This window comes from Treponema sp. OMZ 840 (assembly GCF_050937815.1).
GTDB lineage: Bacteria > Spirochaetota > Spirochaetia > Treponematales > Treponemataceae > Treponema_C.
This window is the reverse complement of sequence record NZ_JACDIJ010000003.1, coordinates 243,692-260,387: the sequence shown is the minus strand read 5'-3', so window position 1 is coordinate 260,387 and position 16,696 is coordinate 243,692. Positions and strand designations below refer to the sequence as shown.

16 protein-coding genes are annotated in these 16,696 nt (G+C 43.6%); 6 read left to right on the top strand and 10 right to left on the bottom strand.

The genetic code is table 11. The features are described 5' to 3' along the window. Positions 1–32: 32 nt before the first annotated feature. The 4 genes from H0R92_RS06930 to H0R92_RS06915 are packed head-to-tail and all read left to right on the top strand — an operon-like array spanning position 33 to position 3,510. Entirely contained in the window at positions 33–887 is an 855-nt protein-coding gene (locus H0R92_RS06930) for an ABC transporter permease (protein ID WP_432962495.1), read from the top strand. After that, on the top strand, positions 884–1,687 hold the full coding sequence (locus tag H0R92_RS06925) for an ABC transporter permease (protein ID WP_432962493.1): 804 nt from the start codon (positions 884–886) through the stop codon (positions 1,685–1,687). The genes H0R92_RS06930 and H0R92_RS06925 overlap by 4 nt, the downstream gene beginning before the upstream one ends. Then, complete coding sequence (locus tag H0R92_RS06920) at positions 1,677–2,735, top strand: ABC transporter ATP-binding protein (RefSeq protein ID WP_432962491.1); 1,059 nt, start codon at positions 1,677–1,679, stop codon at positions 2,733–2,735. Before H0R92_RS06925 ends, H0R92_RS06920 begins: the two co-directional genes overlap by 11 nt. A 1-nt stretch (position 2,736) precedes the next feature. After that, the gene (locus tag H0R92_RS06915; protein WP_432962489.1) at positions 2,737–3,510 is read left to right on the top strand and encodes an MBL fold metallo-hydrolase; all 774 of its coding nucleotides are present in this window, start codon (positions 2,737–2,739) and stop codon (positions 3,508–3,510) included. 98 nt (positions 3,511–3,608) lie between these two features. Here H0R92_RS06915 and rpiA read toward each other — a convergent pair whose 3' ends face one another. Further along, a complete protein-coding gene (gene rpiA / locus H0R92_RS06910) occupies positions 3,609–4,358 on the bottom strand; it encodes a ribose-5-phosphate isomerase RpiA (RefSeq protein WP_432962487.1) in 750 nt (249 codons plus the stop codon). Continuing rightward, positions 4,348–5,847, bottom strand: coding sequence for a shikimate dehydrogenase (gene aroE, locus H0R92_RS06905; RefSeq protein WP_432962485.1), 1,500 nt, complete (start codon positions 5,845–5,847; stop codon positions 4,348–4,350). The genes rpiA and aroE overlap by 11 nt, the downstream gene beginning before the upstream one ends. 155 nt (positions 5,848–6,002) lie before the next feature. Between aroE and H0R92_RS06900 the strand changes: the two genes are divergently transcribed. Further along, entirely contained in the window at positions 6,003–7,616 is a 1,614-nt protein-coding gene (locus tag H0R92_RS06900; protein WP_432962483.1) for a Na+/H+ antiporter NhaC family protein, read from the top strand. Between the two features lie 123 nt (positions 7,617–7,739). Here H0R92_RS06900 and H0R92_RS06895 read toward each other — a convergent pair whose 3' ends face one another. From H0R92_RS06895 to H0R92_RS06875, 5 genes are all read right to left on the bottom strand, one after another. Further along, the gene (locus tag H0R92_RS06895) at positions 7,740–8,600 is read right to left on the bottom strand and encodes a sugar phosphate isomerase/epimerase family protein (protein ID WP_432962481.1); all 861 of its coding nucleotides are present in this window, start codon (positions 8,598–8,600) and stop codon (positions 7,740–7,742) included. A 17-nt stretch (positions 8,601–8,617) separates the two neighbouring features. Continuing rightward, positions 8,618–9,613 carry an ABC transporter permease gene (locus H0R92_RS06890; RefSeq protein ID WP_432962479.1) on the bottom strand — a complete coding sequence of 332 codons (996 nt, stop codon included), beginning with the start codon at positions 9,611–9,613 and terminating at the stop codon, positions 8,618–8,620. A 15-nt stretch (positions 9,614–9,628) separates the two neighbouring features. Next, positions 9,629–10,636: an ABC transporter permease gene (locus H0R92_RS06885; protein WP_432962477.1), complete on the bottom strand. Its 1,008-nt coding sequence runs from the start codon at positions 10,634–10,636 to the stop codon at positions 9,629–9,631. Beyond that, positions 10,629–12,158, bottom strand: a complete 1,530-nt coding sequence (locus tag H0R92_RS06880; protein ID WP_432962475.1) for a sugar ABC transporter ATP-binding protein — start codon at positions 12,156–12,158, stop codon at positions 10,629–10,631. Before H0R92_RS06880 ends, H0R92_RS06885 begins: the two co-directional genes overlap by 8 nt. A gap of 148 nt (positions 12,159–12,306) precedes the next feature. Further along, positions 12,307–13,290 (bottom strand): autoinducer 2 ABC transporter substrate-binding protein, encoded by a 984-nt coding sequence (locus H0R92_RS06875; protein ID WP_432962473.1) that lies wholly within the window; start codon positions 13,288–13,290, stop codon positions 12,307–12,309. Positions 13,291–13,456: 166 nt separating this feature from the next. Here H0R92_RS06875 and H0R92_RS06870 point away from each other — a divergent pair, with 166 nt between their 5' ends. Next, on the top strand, positions 13,457–13,957 hold the full coding sequence (locus tag H0R92_RS06870; RefSeq protein ID WP_432962471.1) for a VOC family protein: 501 nt from the start codon (positions 13,457–13,459) through the stop codon (positions 13,955–13,957). A 41-nt stretch (positions 13,958–13,998) separates the two neighbouring features. On the opposite strand, the gene H0R92_RS06865 is transcribed toward H0R92_RS06870, so the two are convergent. From H0R92_RS06865 to def, 3 genes are read right to left on the bottom strand one after another with little or no spacing between them, the layout of a single operon-like run. Further along, positions 13,999–15,036, bottom strand: coding sequence for a PASTA domain-containing protein (locus tag H0R92_RS06865; protein WP_432962469.1), 1,038 nt, complete (start codon positions 15,034–15,036; stop codon positions 13,999–14,001). 10 nt (positions 15,037–15,046) lie between these two features. Next, positions 15,047–16,018, bottom strand: a complete 972-nt coding sequence (gene fmt, locus H0R92_RS06860; RefSeq protein ID WP_432962467.1) for a methionyl-tRNA formyltransferase — start codon at positions 16,016–16,018, stop codon at positions 15,047–15,049. Further along, positions 16,018–16,617: a peptide deformylase gene (def, locus tag H0R92_RS06855; protein ID WP_432962465.1), complete on the bottom strand. Its 600-nt coding sequence runs from the start codon at positions 16,615–16,617 to the stop codon at positions 16,018–16,020. The genes fmt and def overlap by 1 nt, the downstream gene beginning before the upstream one ends. Positions 16,618–16,696: the final 79 nt, after the last annotated feature.

The following is a 16,696-nucleotide window of genomic DNA, read 5'->3' as shown; positions in this document are numbered from 1 at the left end:
TACGGGTATTACCGATATAAGAGGGGGCTGTGATGTTAAACAAAAAGACAGGGAAAAACCTTTTAACAGTTTTGCCTGCCGCTTTTTTCCCGATAATACTCTTTGTGTTTGTATTATGGCCCTTTATTACATTGGGAGTAGAGAGTTTTAAGGGAGAAAGCGGCGCCTTTACGCTCGAAAGGTATGTAGAAGTTTTTACGACACGTCAATATCTTGAATCTTTTTTAAATACCTTTTTGCTTTCTTTATTGTCTACTCTGTTAGCTTTATTTATATGTATTCCGGCAGGGATATACATAGAAAGCAAGGGCGGAAAAGACAGAAAGTTTTTAGCGGTAGTGCTTTCAATTCCTCTTAGCTTACCCGGTATTGTTATCGGTTTTTTTGTAATCATTACCGTCGGGTTTACCGGTGTAATTCCTAAACTTATAGAGTTGATATGGGGAGAGCGCCGGCTAAGCTTTGCCTATACGTTTTGGGGAATGCTGCTCGGATACGTTTATTTTCAAATCCCGCGTATTGTATTGTCAATAAGAGGGGCGGTTGTAAACATATCCGAAGATGTATTGGCTGCGGCAAAAATATTGGGCGCATCCACTTTTCAGATTTATATCCATATTATTCTTCCGACTTTGCGGCCGGCGATTGTAATGGCGGCAAGTTTGAGCATGGCAACGGGTTTCGGTGCGTTCGGAACTGCGGCAACTTTAAGCCGGGGCTATAGGGTTATTCCGCTGGAAATTGCAACATCGTTTACGGAAAATTTCCAACCGAAACTTGCCGGCGCTTTAAGTATTATTTTGGTTCTTATAACAACCTTATTGCTTATGTTTATAAACAGTTTTTCCAATCTCGGCGGAAAACAGTTCAAAGAGGTAAAAAAATGAAAAACGGTCAAACACGAGACGGAATCAGAGTCACCGGAAGAATATTTGCGTGGTTTTCCGCTTTAACGTGTCTTTTGCCTGTGTTAATAGTGTTTTCCGTTGCGACGACAAAGGTATGGCAGCAAGGCCCCTGGTCGGGCGGTTTTACACTAAAATGGCTGATTGACGGATGGAAAACGATAAGTCCGTATGCATTTTACAGTATACGGTTGGCTTTTTTGATTTTACTGCTGAATTATATAATCGGGCTGCCGACATCTTGGGTTATTGCCCGTCACAGATTTCCCGGCCGTACTTTTTTGTATTCAATGACTAATGTTCCTATCGCTATTCCCGGAATTGCTATGGGGTTGGCTCTTATTATTACCTATCCCATGCTGCGGAAAAACGGAACGCTGCTTGTTGTCGGACATCTTTTATACACATTGCCGTATTTTATCAGCAATATAACCCCGCAGCTTGCCGACGCAAGTCTTAGGGATATTGAAACCGTTGCTCAAACACTCGGTGCAAATTTTATAAAAAGATTTGTTTTTATCATTATTCCCAAAATAAAAACATCAATTCTTGCCGCTACGATATTGGTTGTTACGCTTTCTCTGGGTGAATTTAACGTTGCTTTTTTTCTTTTTAACCCGAAAACAAAACCCTTGCCGGTTGAACTGTATTCTTCCTATATCACGGGTAGAATTGAATTTGCCGCTGCAATAACGCTTTGTTTTTTATGCTTTGTAATACCTGCGGGAATCTTATTGGAACGTCTCGGCGGGATAAAGGTAGGTAATAAAAATGTCGGATAAAATTATGGAACAAGCCGCGTCGATTAATTTTCAAAACATCGTGTTTTCCTATCCCGGAGCCGGATCCCGAGCAATAGACGATGTGTCGATCGACGTTAATCCGGGCGAACTCGTTGTTTTTGTCGGTCCTTCCGGCTGCGGAAAATCGACCTTGCTTAAAACGGTTGCGGGGCTGATTATTCCGAACAGCGGACACCTTTTAATCGACGGCATGGACAGTATTAATCTTGCCCCCGAAAAACGGCAAATCGGTTGGGTGCCGCAAAGTTATGCTTTGTTTGAACATTACAGCATAGAGGATAATGTCGGGTTCGGCTTAAAAATGCGAAAAATCCCGCGCGCAAAAAGAATGGAAACGGTTTATGAGCTTTTGGAATTGTGCAGAATTAAAGAAATGGCTAAAAGACCCGTAGGAGCTCTTTCCGGCGGTCAGCGGCAAAGGGTTGCGATTGCGCGGGCGCTTGCCGTGAAGCCGCGGGTCATGCTTCTTGACGAACCTCTGGCAGCATTGGATCCCCAATTAAGAATCGCTCTTCGAGCGGATCTTGAAGAATTATTACGGAAAACCGGAATAACCACGCTTTTCGTTACACATGATCAAAGCGAAGCTTTGGCGATTGCCGATAAGGTGGTGATTTTACGCAGCGGCAAGGTGGAGCAAATAGGAAGTCCGGATGATTTATGGAACTATCCGGCCAATCCCTTTGTCGCCGAATTCCTCAGCAATGCCCTCTTTGCACGAGGGCAAGTAATCGCTCTGGATTCGGTAAAGCTTCCCTGCGGTATTCGATGTAAAACAAAAAAACCCGTTTCCGAAGGGGTAAAGGAAGTAACAGTCGTTTTACGGAAAAACCGCTTTGAAATCAGTCCGAACGGTGTCAAAGCGCAGGTTGTATTCAGCGAATACAGCGGCGGAACCGTTTTTATAAAGGCAAAAACGGTTACCGGAGAAATTATTCCCGCCACTTCGGTTATGGACATTGCGGTCGGTCAAAATGTTCTTATAAATATTAAAACGGACGGGGTTGTTTCGATAATCGAGGATTAGTATGAAAACCTGTTTAAAAATTATCGGTTCGAGGGCGGGCTCTCCTATTAAAGGAAATCCGGCATCCGGTTATTTATTAAAAACGGAAGACGGAAATATATTAATCGATTGCGGATCGGGGGTTGTAGCGCAGTTGGAAGATTGTGAATGTGCCAATTTGATAGCTGTTATTATAACCCATAGACATGCAGATCACTGCCTTGATGTTATGGCTTTGGCTTATAAGCTGACGTTCCCGCATTTAAAGAAAAAAATACCGCTTTATTGCAATCAAGAAACAAAAAAAACGCTGCTGCAGTATGATAAGGTTTTTGGAATTCCTACCTTAAAAACAATGCGTACTCCTATTGCAACAAGCTTTGATTTTCATGTAGTGGTAACGGGAGAAGATTTTTCCGTTTCGGACAAATATACATTTCAAACGATTAAAACGGTTCATCCTGTCGATACTATGGCGCTCAAGGCGGTCGATTTCGGCTTTGTGTTTTCGGCCGACGGCGCCGCTACGGATGAATTTGAAGCGTTTTGTAAGGGGGCAAGGGTTCTTTTATCGGAGGCAACGTATGTAACGGAAGCCGGGCACAATCTTTTTGAACACGGACACATGACCGCTTCTCTTGTCGGCCGCCTTGCCGCACGCACGGGGGTAAAAAAGCTTATTATAACGCATCTTGCCGATCAAAATGATGCCGAAATAACATTGGATTTGGTAAAAAAAGAATTTAAAGGCGATGTTAAACTTGCCCTTCCTAATTTGGAAATAAGTTTTGATTGACACTTTGCATACAACAAAATTTTTCCTAAAATGAATGTACAATATGCGTAAACCGCAGTGCATCCGCGATATCGTAGCCGCTTTTTTTACCGCTCCGCTTAGCGCTCTTCAACACTGCCGTCTGAATGTGCAATAAAAACAAGGGGGCGGTTTTTGGTAAAAAAACCGTTTTCCACAACGCCGGTAATTTTATTTACCCTGTCTTCCATCTTTGCCGGATTGACGGGAGAAGAACCGTCAGCAAGGGCGGGCCATGTGCAGTCAAGAATTTGATTGCCGTTATCGGTAATAACCGGGCCGTCTTTTCCCGCACAGGTGCGCAACACACAGGATGCTCCCAGCTTTTCCATTTCGCGGATAACCGGACCGCGGGCGGCGGGAATAATTTCAACGGGAAGCGGGAATTTTGTTCCCAAATGCGCAACAAGTTTACTTTCGTCGGCGATAATAACCAATCGTTTTGTATTGTATTCCACGATTTTTTCCTGAACATGTGCCGCTCCACCGCCCTTTATAAGATTGTTTGCGGGATCTATTTCGTCGGCGCCGTCTACGGTAAGGTCAAGATTTCCCGCTATTTCTTTGCTGTTAAGCGTATATACGGGAATGCCGTTTTCTTCACAGGCAATGTGCGTTTGAAAACTGGTTGCAACGGCCTTTATACCCGATATTTTTCCGTCCCGAATATACGATGCCAAGCGTTCGACCGCGATAATCGCCGTTGAGCCTGTTCCCAAACCGATTTTCATTCCGGATTTTATAAAACCCCGTTCAACCAAGCGGTCTATGACGGTTTTTCCCACAAGAACCTTTTGTTCTTTTTGCGATAAATTCTTTTTAGCATTCATATTGTTCTCCCGTAAACAGTTCGAATTGTTTATATGCTTGATGCTTAAGCATCGAATATCCGTTGCAAATGCGGCAGCCCGCTTTTTCCGCCCTGTATAAAAGCGGCGTTTTTTCAGGGCTGTAAATAATATCGTACACTTGTTCCGTTCCGCAAAATCCGTAAAAGTCAATCGGGTCGGCACCTTCGTCTTTTTTATTCGTCCCCATTCCTACCGATGTTGTTTGGATAATGAGCCATGAATATTTTTCCAAAAGCTTTTGCCCTTCAACTCCCAAAACCGAATATTTAAAACGGTATTTTTGTGCGAGGTTTCGTGCGCTTGAAAGCGTGCGGTTAAAGATACACGCTTTCCCTTTTAATTTATATACGGCATGTGCAACGGCTTTTGCCGCCCCTCCTGCGCCGATAATTGCAACTTTTTTTCCGCGCAGGTTTTTTACATTTAAAAATTCAAGTAACGCTTGTGTAATGCCGTATATGTCGGTGTTGTATCCCGTCCATCCGGTTTGCGTTCGCACAACGGTATTGCACGCTTTTATTTCGGCCGCTTCTTCGGACAAGTGTTCCAGCTTGGAAAGAACGGTTTCTTTGTGCGGAACGGTAACGGAAAGTCCCTTCATTCCCAAGGTTTCGGCAAATTCAAGCGCATCTTCAACCGATTCCGATTTTATCGGAATATAAACCGCGTTCATACCGTGTTTTCGGTATCCCGTATTGTGCAGTTCCGGGCTGAGCGTGTGCGCTAAAGGATAGCCGGTTATGCCGAACAGAGCGGTGTTTTCGTCTATTGCCCGAAAATTATACATAGTGTTAAGCTGAACGGGGTCTACATGACCGAGTTTGGTCAGCGCCTCGTCAACATGAACTCCCGGCGGCGAACAATAGGTTAAAAAAGAGCCGGTTCGCTCCGCTAAAATACGCGACGGAACGCTCAATGCTCCCATCGTACATACAATATGTTCAAAGTTCAAAGTCGCCGCTTCTTTAAATAATGCGGATAACTCGGTTAAACGCTGCGGCATACAGGCAATTTTGGGAATTTCATAACCCGTTTTACGTATCTGTGCCATTTTTGCCGGAATATCGGCGACCGTTTCTTTCATGTTATGCAAACTGCGGATAATTCGGGTTCCGAACGCCAATGCGGCGTCTTGAATGCTGGGAACGTCCAAATCTTCTTCCAAATCTATGTAGGCAAAGTTTTTGCGGGTATCTTGGGATGCGAATGCAAGACCGCGTGCCATAAGAGCGGTTCGCGCCGCTTCTCCCCCTTTATACACACCGCCGTCGGCAATTCTGCGTATCGTTAAAATAACGGGTAATCCCGCCATTGCCGGAAAGCGGCGTATATATAAGCGCTCGTCATCCGCTAAATAATCCGCCCTGAGTTCGACCATATCAATCCACCGGCGGTATGTATTCAAAACCGCAAGGTCTTCGGCGAGGGTGGAACAGGTTAAACATAAACATATTTTCGGCGGATGCATGCACGCTCCTGCTGTGCAAAATCAAAAATTGCACAAAATCAAAAAAACGACATTTTACGTTTACAACTACATTGTATTAAATATCGATTATATGCTAATATTACACCAGTTTTTATTTTTATAAAAGCTCTTAGCGAGGAGGTTTTTGTTTTTTTATGGAACATTTCGGAATGTGGGGAATTATACCTCCCCTTTTGACTATCGTACTGGCCTTTATTACTAAGGATGTTATCGTTTCCCTGTTTTTGGGAATTTTATCGGGCTGCCTTATCGTGGCCGGCGGAAATCCGGGTGCGGCCGTTATGAATTTAACCGATTTGATTGCCGGTTCGCTGGCGGACGGATGGAATATCCGTATTTTTTTGTTTTGTGGCTTGCTGGGAGCTTTGGTCGGTATGCTTTCAAAAACCGGAGCGGCGCAAGCTTTCGGGGTGTGGATGTCGAAAAAATTAAAAAACGGAACCGCATCGCAGTTTGCAACCTTTATTTTCGGTTTGATTGTTTTTATAGACGATTATTTTAACTCGTTGACGGTCGGAACCGTTATGCGGCCGATAAACGATAAGCACAAAGTTGCACGTGCAAAACTTGCTTATATTTTGGATTCGACGGCGGCTCCCGTATGTATTCTCGCACCGATTTCAAGCTGGGTTGTTACGGTTATGTCCATCGTACGCGGCGCCGAAGGCTTTGACAGCCTGGGCATAAGCGATTTTGAGTTCTTTATTCGTGCAATTCCGTATAATTTATATGCCCTAACCACATTGCTTATGGTACTTGCCATTATCTTTTTTAAATCCGATTTCGGTGCTATGAAGTCTTCCGAAAAATTGGCAAAAGAAACCGGCGCTCTTTGGAACGAGGGGGTATACGGGATTATTTCCGGCGATTTAAGACAAGAGCAGGATACCCGTGCAAAACCTGTCGATATGCTTGTTCCTATTTTATTGCTCATTGTTTTTGCAGTCGCCTTTTTTCCGATAGTATCATGGCTGAATGCAATGGACGGAGAAAGCATACAAACCTTTTCGCAAGCTGCCGCTTCGATGAGTTTGCGCGATGCCTTTAACAACACCGATTCTTCTTACGCGCTTTTTTATTCGATTATTTTTACGTTGGCATTGACGTATGTGTACTATTTGTTCCGCCGCCTTATGAATTTAAAAGAAGCCAGCGAAGCCGTTCGCGACGGTATAAAGTCGATGGTTCCGGCTTTGATTATTTTGGCAATGGCCTGGTCGATCGGTACCGTTATTAAATCTTCTCCGGAAGACGGCGGGTTGGGATTGGGACGCTACCTTTCCGAAATTGTTGTCGGAAGCGGCTTTCCTTTGTGGATTATTCCGGCAATTGTATTCGCCTTGTCCGCCCTTATCGCTTTTGCAACCGGCACAAGCTGGGGAACCTTCGGTATTATGATTCCGCTTGTAATGCCGATTGCCGTCGGCTTGACTCAGGGTGCCGGGCTTTCCGATAGCGCCGCTTTAAATGCGGTGTTTATGTGTATTGCAGCGGTTTTAGGCGGCGCCGTATTCGGCGATCACGCTTCCCCCATTTCCGATACGACGATTTTATCTTCGACGGGAGCCGCCTGTCCGCACTTGGAACACGTTGCCACGCAAATGCCGTACGCTCTTTTTGCCGCCGCTTGTTCGTTAGCGGGCTTTATACTCGGCGGTATCTTTTTGAACGGTTTTGCCGCATGGATTGCCGTTTTGGCCGTCTTTATTCCGGGTATGATTTTATTACCGAAAATAAAAAAGCTATAAGCAAAAAGTAAAAAAGCCGGAAAACGGCCGACAAACACAGGGGGCTGTCGAAAAAGGAATCTCTTGCTTTTTCGACAGCCCCTTTTTTATTTGCCGGTATTGCTTTATGCAAAAGCGGCGTTTTTAGCAAAAAATCTTACGTAAAAAAGCCGCAGAGTCGGCTGCAAGTTTGTCCAAGTCGGGGTTCGGGATTATTTCACGCCATACACCGATATTTTGGCCTACCTGACCGCCGGGCATAACAAAGGGTTCTTGAACCAAAGAGCCTTGATAGTTTATATCGTCCAGCGCCTCTTTTATTTCCTGCCAGGGGATTCTTCCCATGCCCGCCGGTTTTCTGTTTGTTTCTCCGATATGAAGTCCGTTTAAATAGGGACCGGCCATACGAATAGCGTCACCGAAAGAGTCTTCTTCAATATTCATATGAAAGGTGTCCAAAAGAATTTTGCAATTCGGATGATTAACCGCTTTTACATAAGCCATTGCTTCTTCGCAGGTGTTTAAAATAAACTGTTCAAAGCGGTTGATAACTTCAACATTTAAAACAACGTTATTGTCTTGGGCATATCCGACCATTTCGTTCATGCTTTTTAAACTTTGGTCTATATATCTGCGCTTGTCTTCTCCCTTCGGCAGTGTTGCCGGCCAGCAGCAGTGAACTGTTCCGCCGAGGGTTCCGCCGCCCATAGAACCGATTGTTTTGATTACTTTAATCATAAAATCGATTCCTTTTTTACGTATGCTTTCGTCGGGGGACGATACGTTATATTCGGGGGGAACGCCGATTCCGTACGAAAGGGTAATATTATGCCGTTTTGCTTCATCGACGAGTGCTTTTCGTTTTTCATCGGATAAGGAGGTAATTGCGCCTCCATGAATTTCAAGTTGATCGTAACCGAGCCGTTTAACTTTTTCGATAAACGGAAAAAAATCCGCTTCCCATTCATGCGTCCAAAATGCATAGTAAATACCTATTTTTCGCATCGCAGTCCTCCTTTATTTTAAGCTTTTTTTAAAAACAGCTTTCGGGTAATTTCTTTACCGAACAGTACTATTATGATTATACCGCCCCATGTTGCGGTTACGACAAAAGGGTCCATTCTCATTAAGTTAAAACCGGTAGAAATAACTTGCAATATTGCAGATGCCAAAACGGTTCCCATTAACTTTCCGAATCCTCCGGCAGGATCTACACCCCCTAAAAAACTGGCAAGAACCGCTATCAGCAAATACGAATCATAATAATTTGCTTTTACCGAATTCATTTGTCCTATCATTACCAAACAGCAAAAAAAGGCAAACGTTGCGGAAAAAATATATTCCCAGATAATAATTTTATCGACATCGATGTTTGAATATTTTGCGGCAACGTTGTTTGCACCGGTCATATACAATTGTTTTCCGAAAACCGTACGATTTAAAATAAAATGGGAAACGAGAATAACCAGTGCAAGTAAAACAAGGGAAGTCGGAATGCCGAGTATTTTGCCGTTTCCTATAAAGGTAAGGGCTGCGGGGAATCCCGATATGGTGTATCCTTCGGTAATAACCAAGCTAAAGCCTTGTAAAAGGGTCATCATACCCAACGTTACCAAAAGAGCCGGGATTTTCAACTTGGCAATCATCAAGCCGTTACAAAAGCCGATACACACGCAAATGGCAAACCCCGCTGCAATTGCTAGGGCTATTTGGATACCGTTTGAATCGGACATATGCCCTTGAGTCAGTTTGTTTAATACCACATAAAGCATTATCCCGTTAAAATTGGCGTTGGCAACAATGGATAAATTGATGCCGCCGGATAATTCCGAAATCATCATTCCGATTGCAAGCAAAGCAATCATAGGCATTTGGTATGCCATAGCCGTTATGTTATTGTACGATATAAACTTTTTCCCGTTAATAAGGGCCATGACGGTAAAAAGTAAAAGAAAAGTAACAATAAGCGAAAAATATTCTTTTGCATATAATTTTCTAAAAAAAGTATTCTGTTTCATAATTTATCCTGTCTTTTAATCAACTTTTACACGGATTTTTCTGCGTGCTTGCGCCAATTCCTGTAAAGCGTTCACTGCAATACTTAATAAGATAATTGCGCCGGTAAAAACATTATACCAATATGAAGATATCCGCAATAAGGTAAGGCTGTTGCTGAGAATGGCAAAAAGCAAAACTCCCAAAAAAGTTCCCAAAACGGAACCTTTGCCTCCGGTAATTGATGCACCGCCTAAAACAACGGCCGCTATTACGGACATTTCGGTTCCTACAATTGAATTCGGAATAACCGTTTGGATTATTGAAACATGTGCAATTGAAGCAACTCCTGCAATTGCTCCCGAAAGCCCGTATACGAACAGAATTGTTTTTCGCACGTTAATTCCGACACGCTGGGCGGCAAGAGCGTTTCCTCCTACAAGGTATACGCTTCTTCCGATTACGCTTTTGTGCAGTATAAACGCAAACAAAACGGACAGAGCAAACCAAAGAACGGTTACCGTACTTAATCCGTATATGGAGCCGTTTTCCGCCGCTGCGGCGAATATCTTTGTATTGCTTAGGGGCCAAATGTAGGAGGGGACTTCATACAAGAGTTTTCCCTTACTCACAACATATAAAATGCCGTAAAATAAGTTTTGAGTGGAAATGGTAATTATAATCGCCGGCATTTTATAGTGGTCTATTAAAAAACCGTTAAACAAACCCATTAAGGTGCCTATTGCTATCGCTAAAATAAAAGCGATAAACAGGTTGCCGTGTATATGCTTCAGTAACAACCATACCACCAGATATTGGCTGACTTGCGCTATTGCGCTGAATGAAACGTCAAATCCGCCGCCGATAATTACCAACAAAACGCCTAAAGAAAAAATCCCGACAACCGAATAGGACTTTAAAACATTACAAATATTTTCGTATGTAAAAAAACTGGGAACCCGAATTGATACAAAAATACCCAAAAGCAAAATGATAATAGATAATGTTGCTTCCCGCTTTTTTAAAATAGACAGTATTTTATTCATCTTTTACAACCTTTCGAATTGTCTGCTTTTGATTTTCCAAAAGCTCGTGTATGTAGCCGTCATCTATTTCTTCCGGCTTTTCCAATATGTGTTTAATTCGGCCGTTTTGTAAAACTAAAACGGTATGGCAGTTTGCCGTTATTTCGCGTATTTCGTCTGAAATCAAAATAACCGACATTCCCGTTTTTTCCACCATTTCGTTGATGGTTTTAAACAATCCGGCCTTGGCGCCGATATCGACTCCGACGGTGGGACCGTCAAGGATTAATACCTTCGGCTGCATTTCGAGCCATTTTCCCAGAACTATTTTTTGCTGATTGCCGCCCGAAAGCGTTTTGACGGTTTTATATATGGAATCGGTTTTTACTTTTAAAGTAGCGACCCATTTTTCGGCCGTTTCCGTGATTTTTTGTTCATCAACCAATCCGTTTGCGGCTTTAAAATTATTGAGCATTGCCACACTGATGTTTTCGCGCTGCGAATAATTCATAATAAGCCCTTGGGTAAGTCTGTCTTCGGGAACATAGGCGATGCCGTTTTTTACCGCTTGCCGAACGTTTTTTATGCGCACGGCTTTATTGTCGATAAAGATTTCACCGCAATCAGACGGCGCAATACCGAATAATGCCGAGGCAAGCTCCGTTCTGCCTGAGCCCAACAATCCGGTGATACCGAGGATTTCTTTTTTACGAAGTTTAAAGCTTATGTCTTTAAAATTATTTTTTTTACCGAGGTTTTTAACTTCCAAAACAATATCTGCATTTTTATCCAGTCCCGCATCCGAATTTTTTGTGTAAACCAAAGACTGACCGACCATCAGCTGCTCTATTTGAGGAATTGAAAGTTCTTCTATATTTTTTGTGGCAATAAGATGTCCGTCACGCAACACGGAAACCCTGTCACAGATTTCCATAATTTCATCAAGTTTGTGGCTGATAAAAATAATTGCGGTATTTTGTTCTTTTAATTTATTGATAATGCTGAAAAGTTTGTTTATTTCTTCCCGTGTGAGGGCTGTTGTCGGTTCGTCAAAAATCAATAATTTGGCATCGTTGTTGAGGGCTCTGGCTATTGCGATAAGCTGCTGCTTTGCAATGGGCAGTTCTTCCACTAAGTCGTACAAACCGATGTCCGCATCCAAGGTCGTTAAAATATTTTTTACTTTTGCAATATATTTTTTATTTGAATAAAATTGTTTACGCTTTATAATTTGCGTGCACAAACAAATATTTTCCAAAACGTTGAGATTCGGAAACAGGGATAAGTCCTGATAAATAACACTGATACCGTGTGTCATGCCGGCCAGGGGGTCATAGGAGGTAACGGCTTGATTTTGAATCATAATCTTTGCGGAATCGGGTTGTAAAGAACCTGCAATGATTTTCATTAAGGTTGATTTGCCCGAACCGTTTTCACCGACAAGACCGTGTATTTCTCCCGCTTTGACGGAAAAGGAAACATCCGTTAATGCGTGTACGCCGTCAAAGGTTTTAAATGCATTTTCTATTTTAATAAAATCCATGTATAGTTCCGTTTAGATTGTTAAAAAGGGAACACAAGCGTTCCCTTTTTAATTAAACAAGCATATAAATTGCTTGAGGATGAACCTTAATATATCAACGATATTATAAAAAGCTTGCCCGCGTTTAACGGGCAAGCCGGATTAGATGTTAGAAGTTATATTTATCGCAGTTGTTTTTATCTACAATCAACGGATTGTCAAATAAAATATTCATACCGTTTATAACAGGTTTTCCAAGTCCCGGAATTTCAAGGCCGGTTTTGATTTCATCGCGTTTTCCGTCAAGAATCATTTTTGCGATATAAACCATAGCATATGAAGCGTCGCCGGATGACCACAAAACCGCCAAATCAACGGATCCGTCCTTTAAGAAAGGAGCGATTTCCAAGGGGCTTGTCGTACCGATAATGCAGAGCTTGTCCGTTAAACCTTTTTCACGGGCTGCCTGTCCCGCTCCGGGCGCACCCTGGCTTCCGAAGGCGATAATACCTTTAAGATCCGGATAAACGGTCAACAATTCCATAGTTTTTTGGCGCGACGCATTTCTGTCTTCCGCAACGGGAAATTTACTGTCAACCATAACCAATTTCGGATATTTCTTCTTTGCCAAGGCTATAGCAGCGTCTGCCCAGATGTTATGTGCGGGTACGGTTAACGAACCGACATAAATGGCATATTTTCCGCTGTCGCCCGAAAGGCGGACCAATTCTTCAATCGTTCTTTCACCGAATTTTACGTTGTCAATCATTTCAATGTCAAAATCGGCTTCCGGTTGATTGGGCGATTCGTGGGTAAGAACGACAACGCCTTTTTCACGGGCGCGCTTAAATGCGGGTATACAGGAATTCGCATCGTTCGGCACGACGAGAACGGCGTTAACGCCCTGGTTTACCGCATCTTCGATAATTCGAACTTGTTGAGCTTCGTCTGCGGCGGCAGGAGCCTGCATATAAACCTCAATATTAAATTCTTTTCCCGCTTTTCTTGCATCGGCATCATAGGGTTCAAACCAAGCAGCTTTTAGTTTGGGAATTGTGACCATCGTATAAGCCGTTTTTTCACTTTTTCCGCCCGCAAAAAGACAGGCGCCGACAAGGAGAATCATTAATAAGCCTGAGATGATTCTTTTCATTTTAACCTCCTAATAAAGTATGGCCTTTATACCTTTGTTTTATTTCAAAGGCGCACACTTCAGAGTATTTTAGCATGGAAAATTTCAGCTGTCAATCTGTACATTTTCCCTTTTTTATGTTTTTATTATTCGGTAAGGTATAACACATAAATATAAGGAGTGAATTATGCAAGCTGATTTTTTAAATCGATCCATAGGTCAAATCGGATATGTCGTTGAAAATGTGGATGAAACCGTTAAAAACTACTATGAAAAATTCGGAATCGGGGGCTGGAATATTTATACTTACGGAGCGCCTCTTTTAAAATTTATGAATTATAAAAATAAACCTATTATGTACAAAGCGAAGGTTGCGCTTACCTATTTCGGACAAACGCGCATTGAGCTTATACAAAATTTGGAAGGACATACGATTTATACGGATTTTATCGAAAAGCATGGTTACGGCGTACAACATTTAGGCATTTATGTGGAAGATATACAAAAGGCTTTAAAAGACGCCGCCGCCGCCGGTTTTTCCGTTGTCATGGAAGGAGGCGGTTTCGGACTTGACGGCGACGGGCACTTTGCATATTTGGATACGGAAGAAGTATACGGCATTACATATGAGTTGATTCAACGGCCGCTGCGTAGACATGAACCGGAATCGGTGTTCCCCGCGGTTTAAGGAGCGCATGAAAAGGCCGTTTTTTGCTTTTGAATCGCTTTTTAATCTGCCGTAAAACGTTTTATTTCGTTGCCCGATACGCTGAGAATCAGACGGGTATTGCGCGGTACCGCATAAGGAACGGTTAATCGGTTGCCCGTATGTTTAAATACGATAATGACATATGGGCTTCCTTGCTGCGGTTCCGCCCTTAGTTCGACGTTCAGTGCAGTCGGATAGGGCGGCAGATTTTCATCTATAAGGCCGTATATCAGGTTTTTGTACGGAGCATCCGGCAAGGCTATGACCGCTTCCACCCGCGAATATGCAGGCAGCGTTTGTTTGTTTGCCGGCCATTTTTGCGAAACGACCGTTCCCGCTTCTTGGCCTTCTTCGGGAATCTGTGCCGTAAAATCAAAAATAATTTTATTGCGGCTCATTTGCAGCAGGGTGTCGTTTAAAGAAAGGCCTTTGATGTTCGGAATCGGAACTTCTTCGCGGCCGGGACCGGAAGAAACGACAAGCTGCAAGGTAATAGGGCTGCTTAAGCTGGTGTTTGCCGCCGGCATTTGTTCCAAAATAGTACCGGCTTCGGCGGCATCCTTTTTATAAATCGGAAAGTCCGGCAGCTTAATCATCGGTACGGAAGAAGATGCAAAAAGCGTTTGAAGACGTATGCGGACTTCATCGATGTTCATGCCGATATAATCTTCTACGCGATCGAGAACGACGCCCTGGCTGACGGTTAAATTGATACGCCTGCCGGCTTTTACGATAGAGCCTCCTGCCGGCGACTGTTCGAGGATTGTTCCCTTTTCTTCGGGGCTTTTCGAATAGCGTAAGAGTATTTTAGGATATAATTCTTTTACCTGCATTTCCTGCAGGGCGCTTGTCAATTCTTTGCCGACGACATCCGGAACCATAACACGTTCGGGGCTTTTTACGCTTACAAAAAATGCCGCTAAAACCGCTAAAATCATAAAACCGCATGTTACGGCAACGACGGTAAAAATCAATTTTCGATTTGTCCGTATTATTTCTTCGGTTGTTTGCATATCCATACCGAAAGAATGCAATTTTTTCCACCAATTTGCTTTCATCTTTTATTCCTTATTGTGCAGGGTGAGTACACAGTGTTCCCGTAAAATTGCGGCAGCCATTTAAAAAATCTTTCCAGTTCATAGCCTTTTTTGTTTCTTTTTGCAATACTTGTACGGCAAGAATTCCTTTTCCTGTTTGTACCAGAATTCCGCAGTTTTTGTCTATACCGATAACGGTTCCCGGTACCGCCGTACACGAACAAACATCGCTTGCGCCGCTTGCTTCATAGACGCAGGCTTTATGGATATACAGCTTTGTACCGTCGCTTGTACAGGTATAGGTTCCCGGCCAAGGTTGAAGGGCGCGCACTTGGGCGCACAACTGCAGCGCGCTTTTTGTCCAATCCATACGGGCGTCGGTTTTTACAAGGGTTTTGCAATAACAAGCGTCTTTCGGGTTTTGCGCAATCGGCTTTTCGCACCCCTTTTCAATTTGAGCGATTACATCCGAAACAAGGGGAATGCTTAAAGCCGCCGCATCGCTTAAAAGTTCGGCGGCCGTTTCAGTCCCGTTAAGGGCTATTTCTTTTTGCGCCAAAATATCGCCGCAGTCCATTTCCCTTGCCAAGCGCTGAATCGTTACACCCGTTTTTGTTTCGCCTGCAAGGATTGCCGCCGGCACGGGCGCGCAACCGCGGTACTTGGGCAAAAGCGACGGATGAACATTTATGCCGCCCTTCGGAAAAAGCGACAAAAACTTCGGTCCGAATATTTTTCCGTAGGCAAAACACACTAAAAGGTCGGGCTTCAGCGCTTCTATGCGCGCCCGTATGTGAGCATCGAGTTTTTCCGGTTCCAAAACGCATAAGCCCTGTTCGCGGGCAAGGGCGGCGACGGGAGTCTGCCGTGCGGTTTTACTGCGTCCGGCCGGTGCCGGCGCATTGGTAAGAACCGCCGCAATATGTGTTTGTTTGGAATCGATGAGTCCCTGCAATAAAATTGCCGATATTTCGGGGCTGCCCGCATACACGATTTTTAACACTAAACGGCCGCCTTTTCCGGAGCGCTGTGTGCGCCGCTGTCTGTGCCCTCTTTTGCGGCACGTTTTGCCGCTATTTTCGCTTCGCGCGCTTTTTTTTCGGCTTCTTTTTTAGCTTTTCGTTCGGCACGTTTTTGAAAACTTTCAATTGTTTTTTGTTTAAACTCGGGATCGCCGCGGTCGATAAAAAGCACTCCTTCCAAATGGTCGTATTCGTGCTGAATGACGCGCGCTAAAAGACCGTCGGCATCCAAGGTAAAGGGGCGGCCGCTTTCGTTAAAAGCTTGAACCCGTATTTTTTCCGGACGCTCTATGTTTTCGTACACCTTCGGAACGGATAAGCAGCCTTCTTCGTAAAAAGACGTTGCGGCCGACGTTTCGATTATCTGCGGATTTATAAAAACGCGCTTTATTCCGTCGTCGATTTCCACAACAAAAAGCCGCAGTTTTTCTCCTACCTGCGGGCCTGCCAAACCGATACCGTTATGCTCTTTCATCGTAACGAACATACGTTCGGTAAGGCTGCGGATATCGTCGTTTATGTGTTCTACGGGAAGCGCTTTTTCCCTAAGCACTTGCTCGCCTAATGTAAAAACTTTCATACATATATATAGTATACAAATATAAAAATCGGGTCAAGAAGAAGGAAAGTTCCGTAATTTTATAAATTATGTTATAATG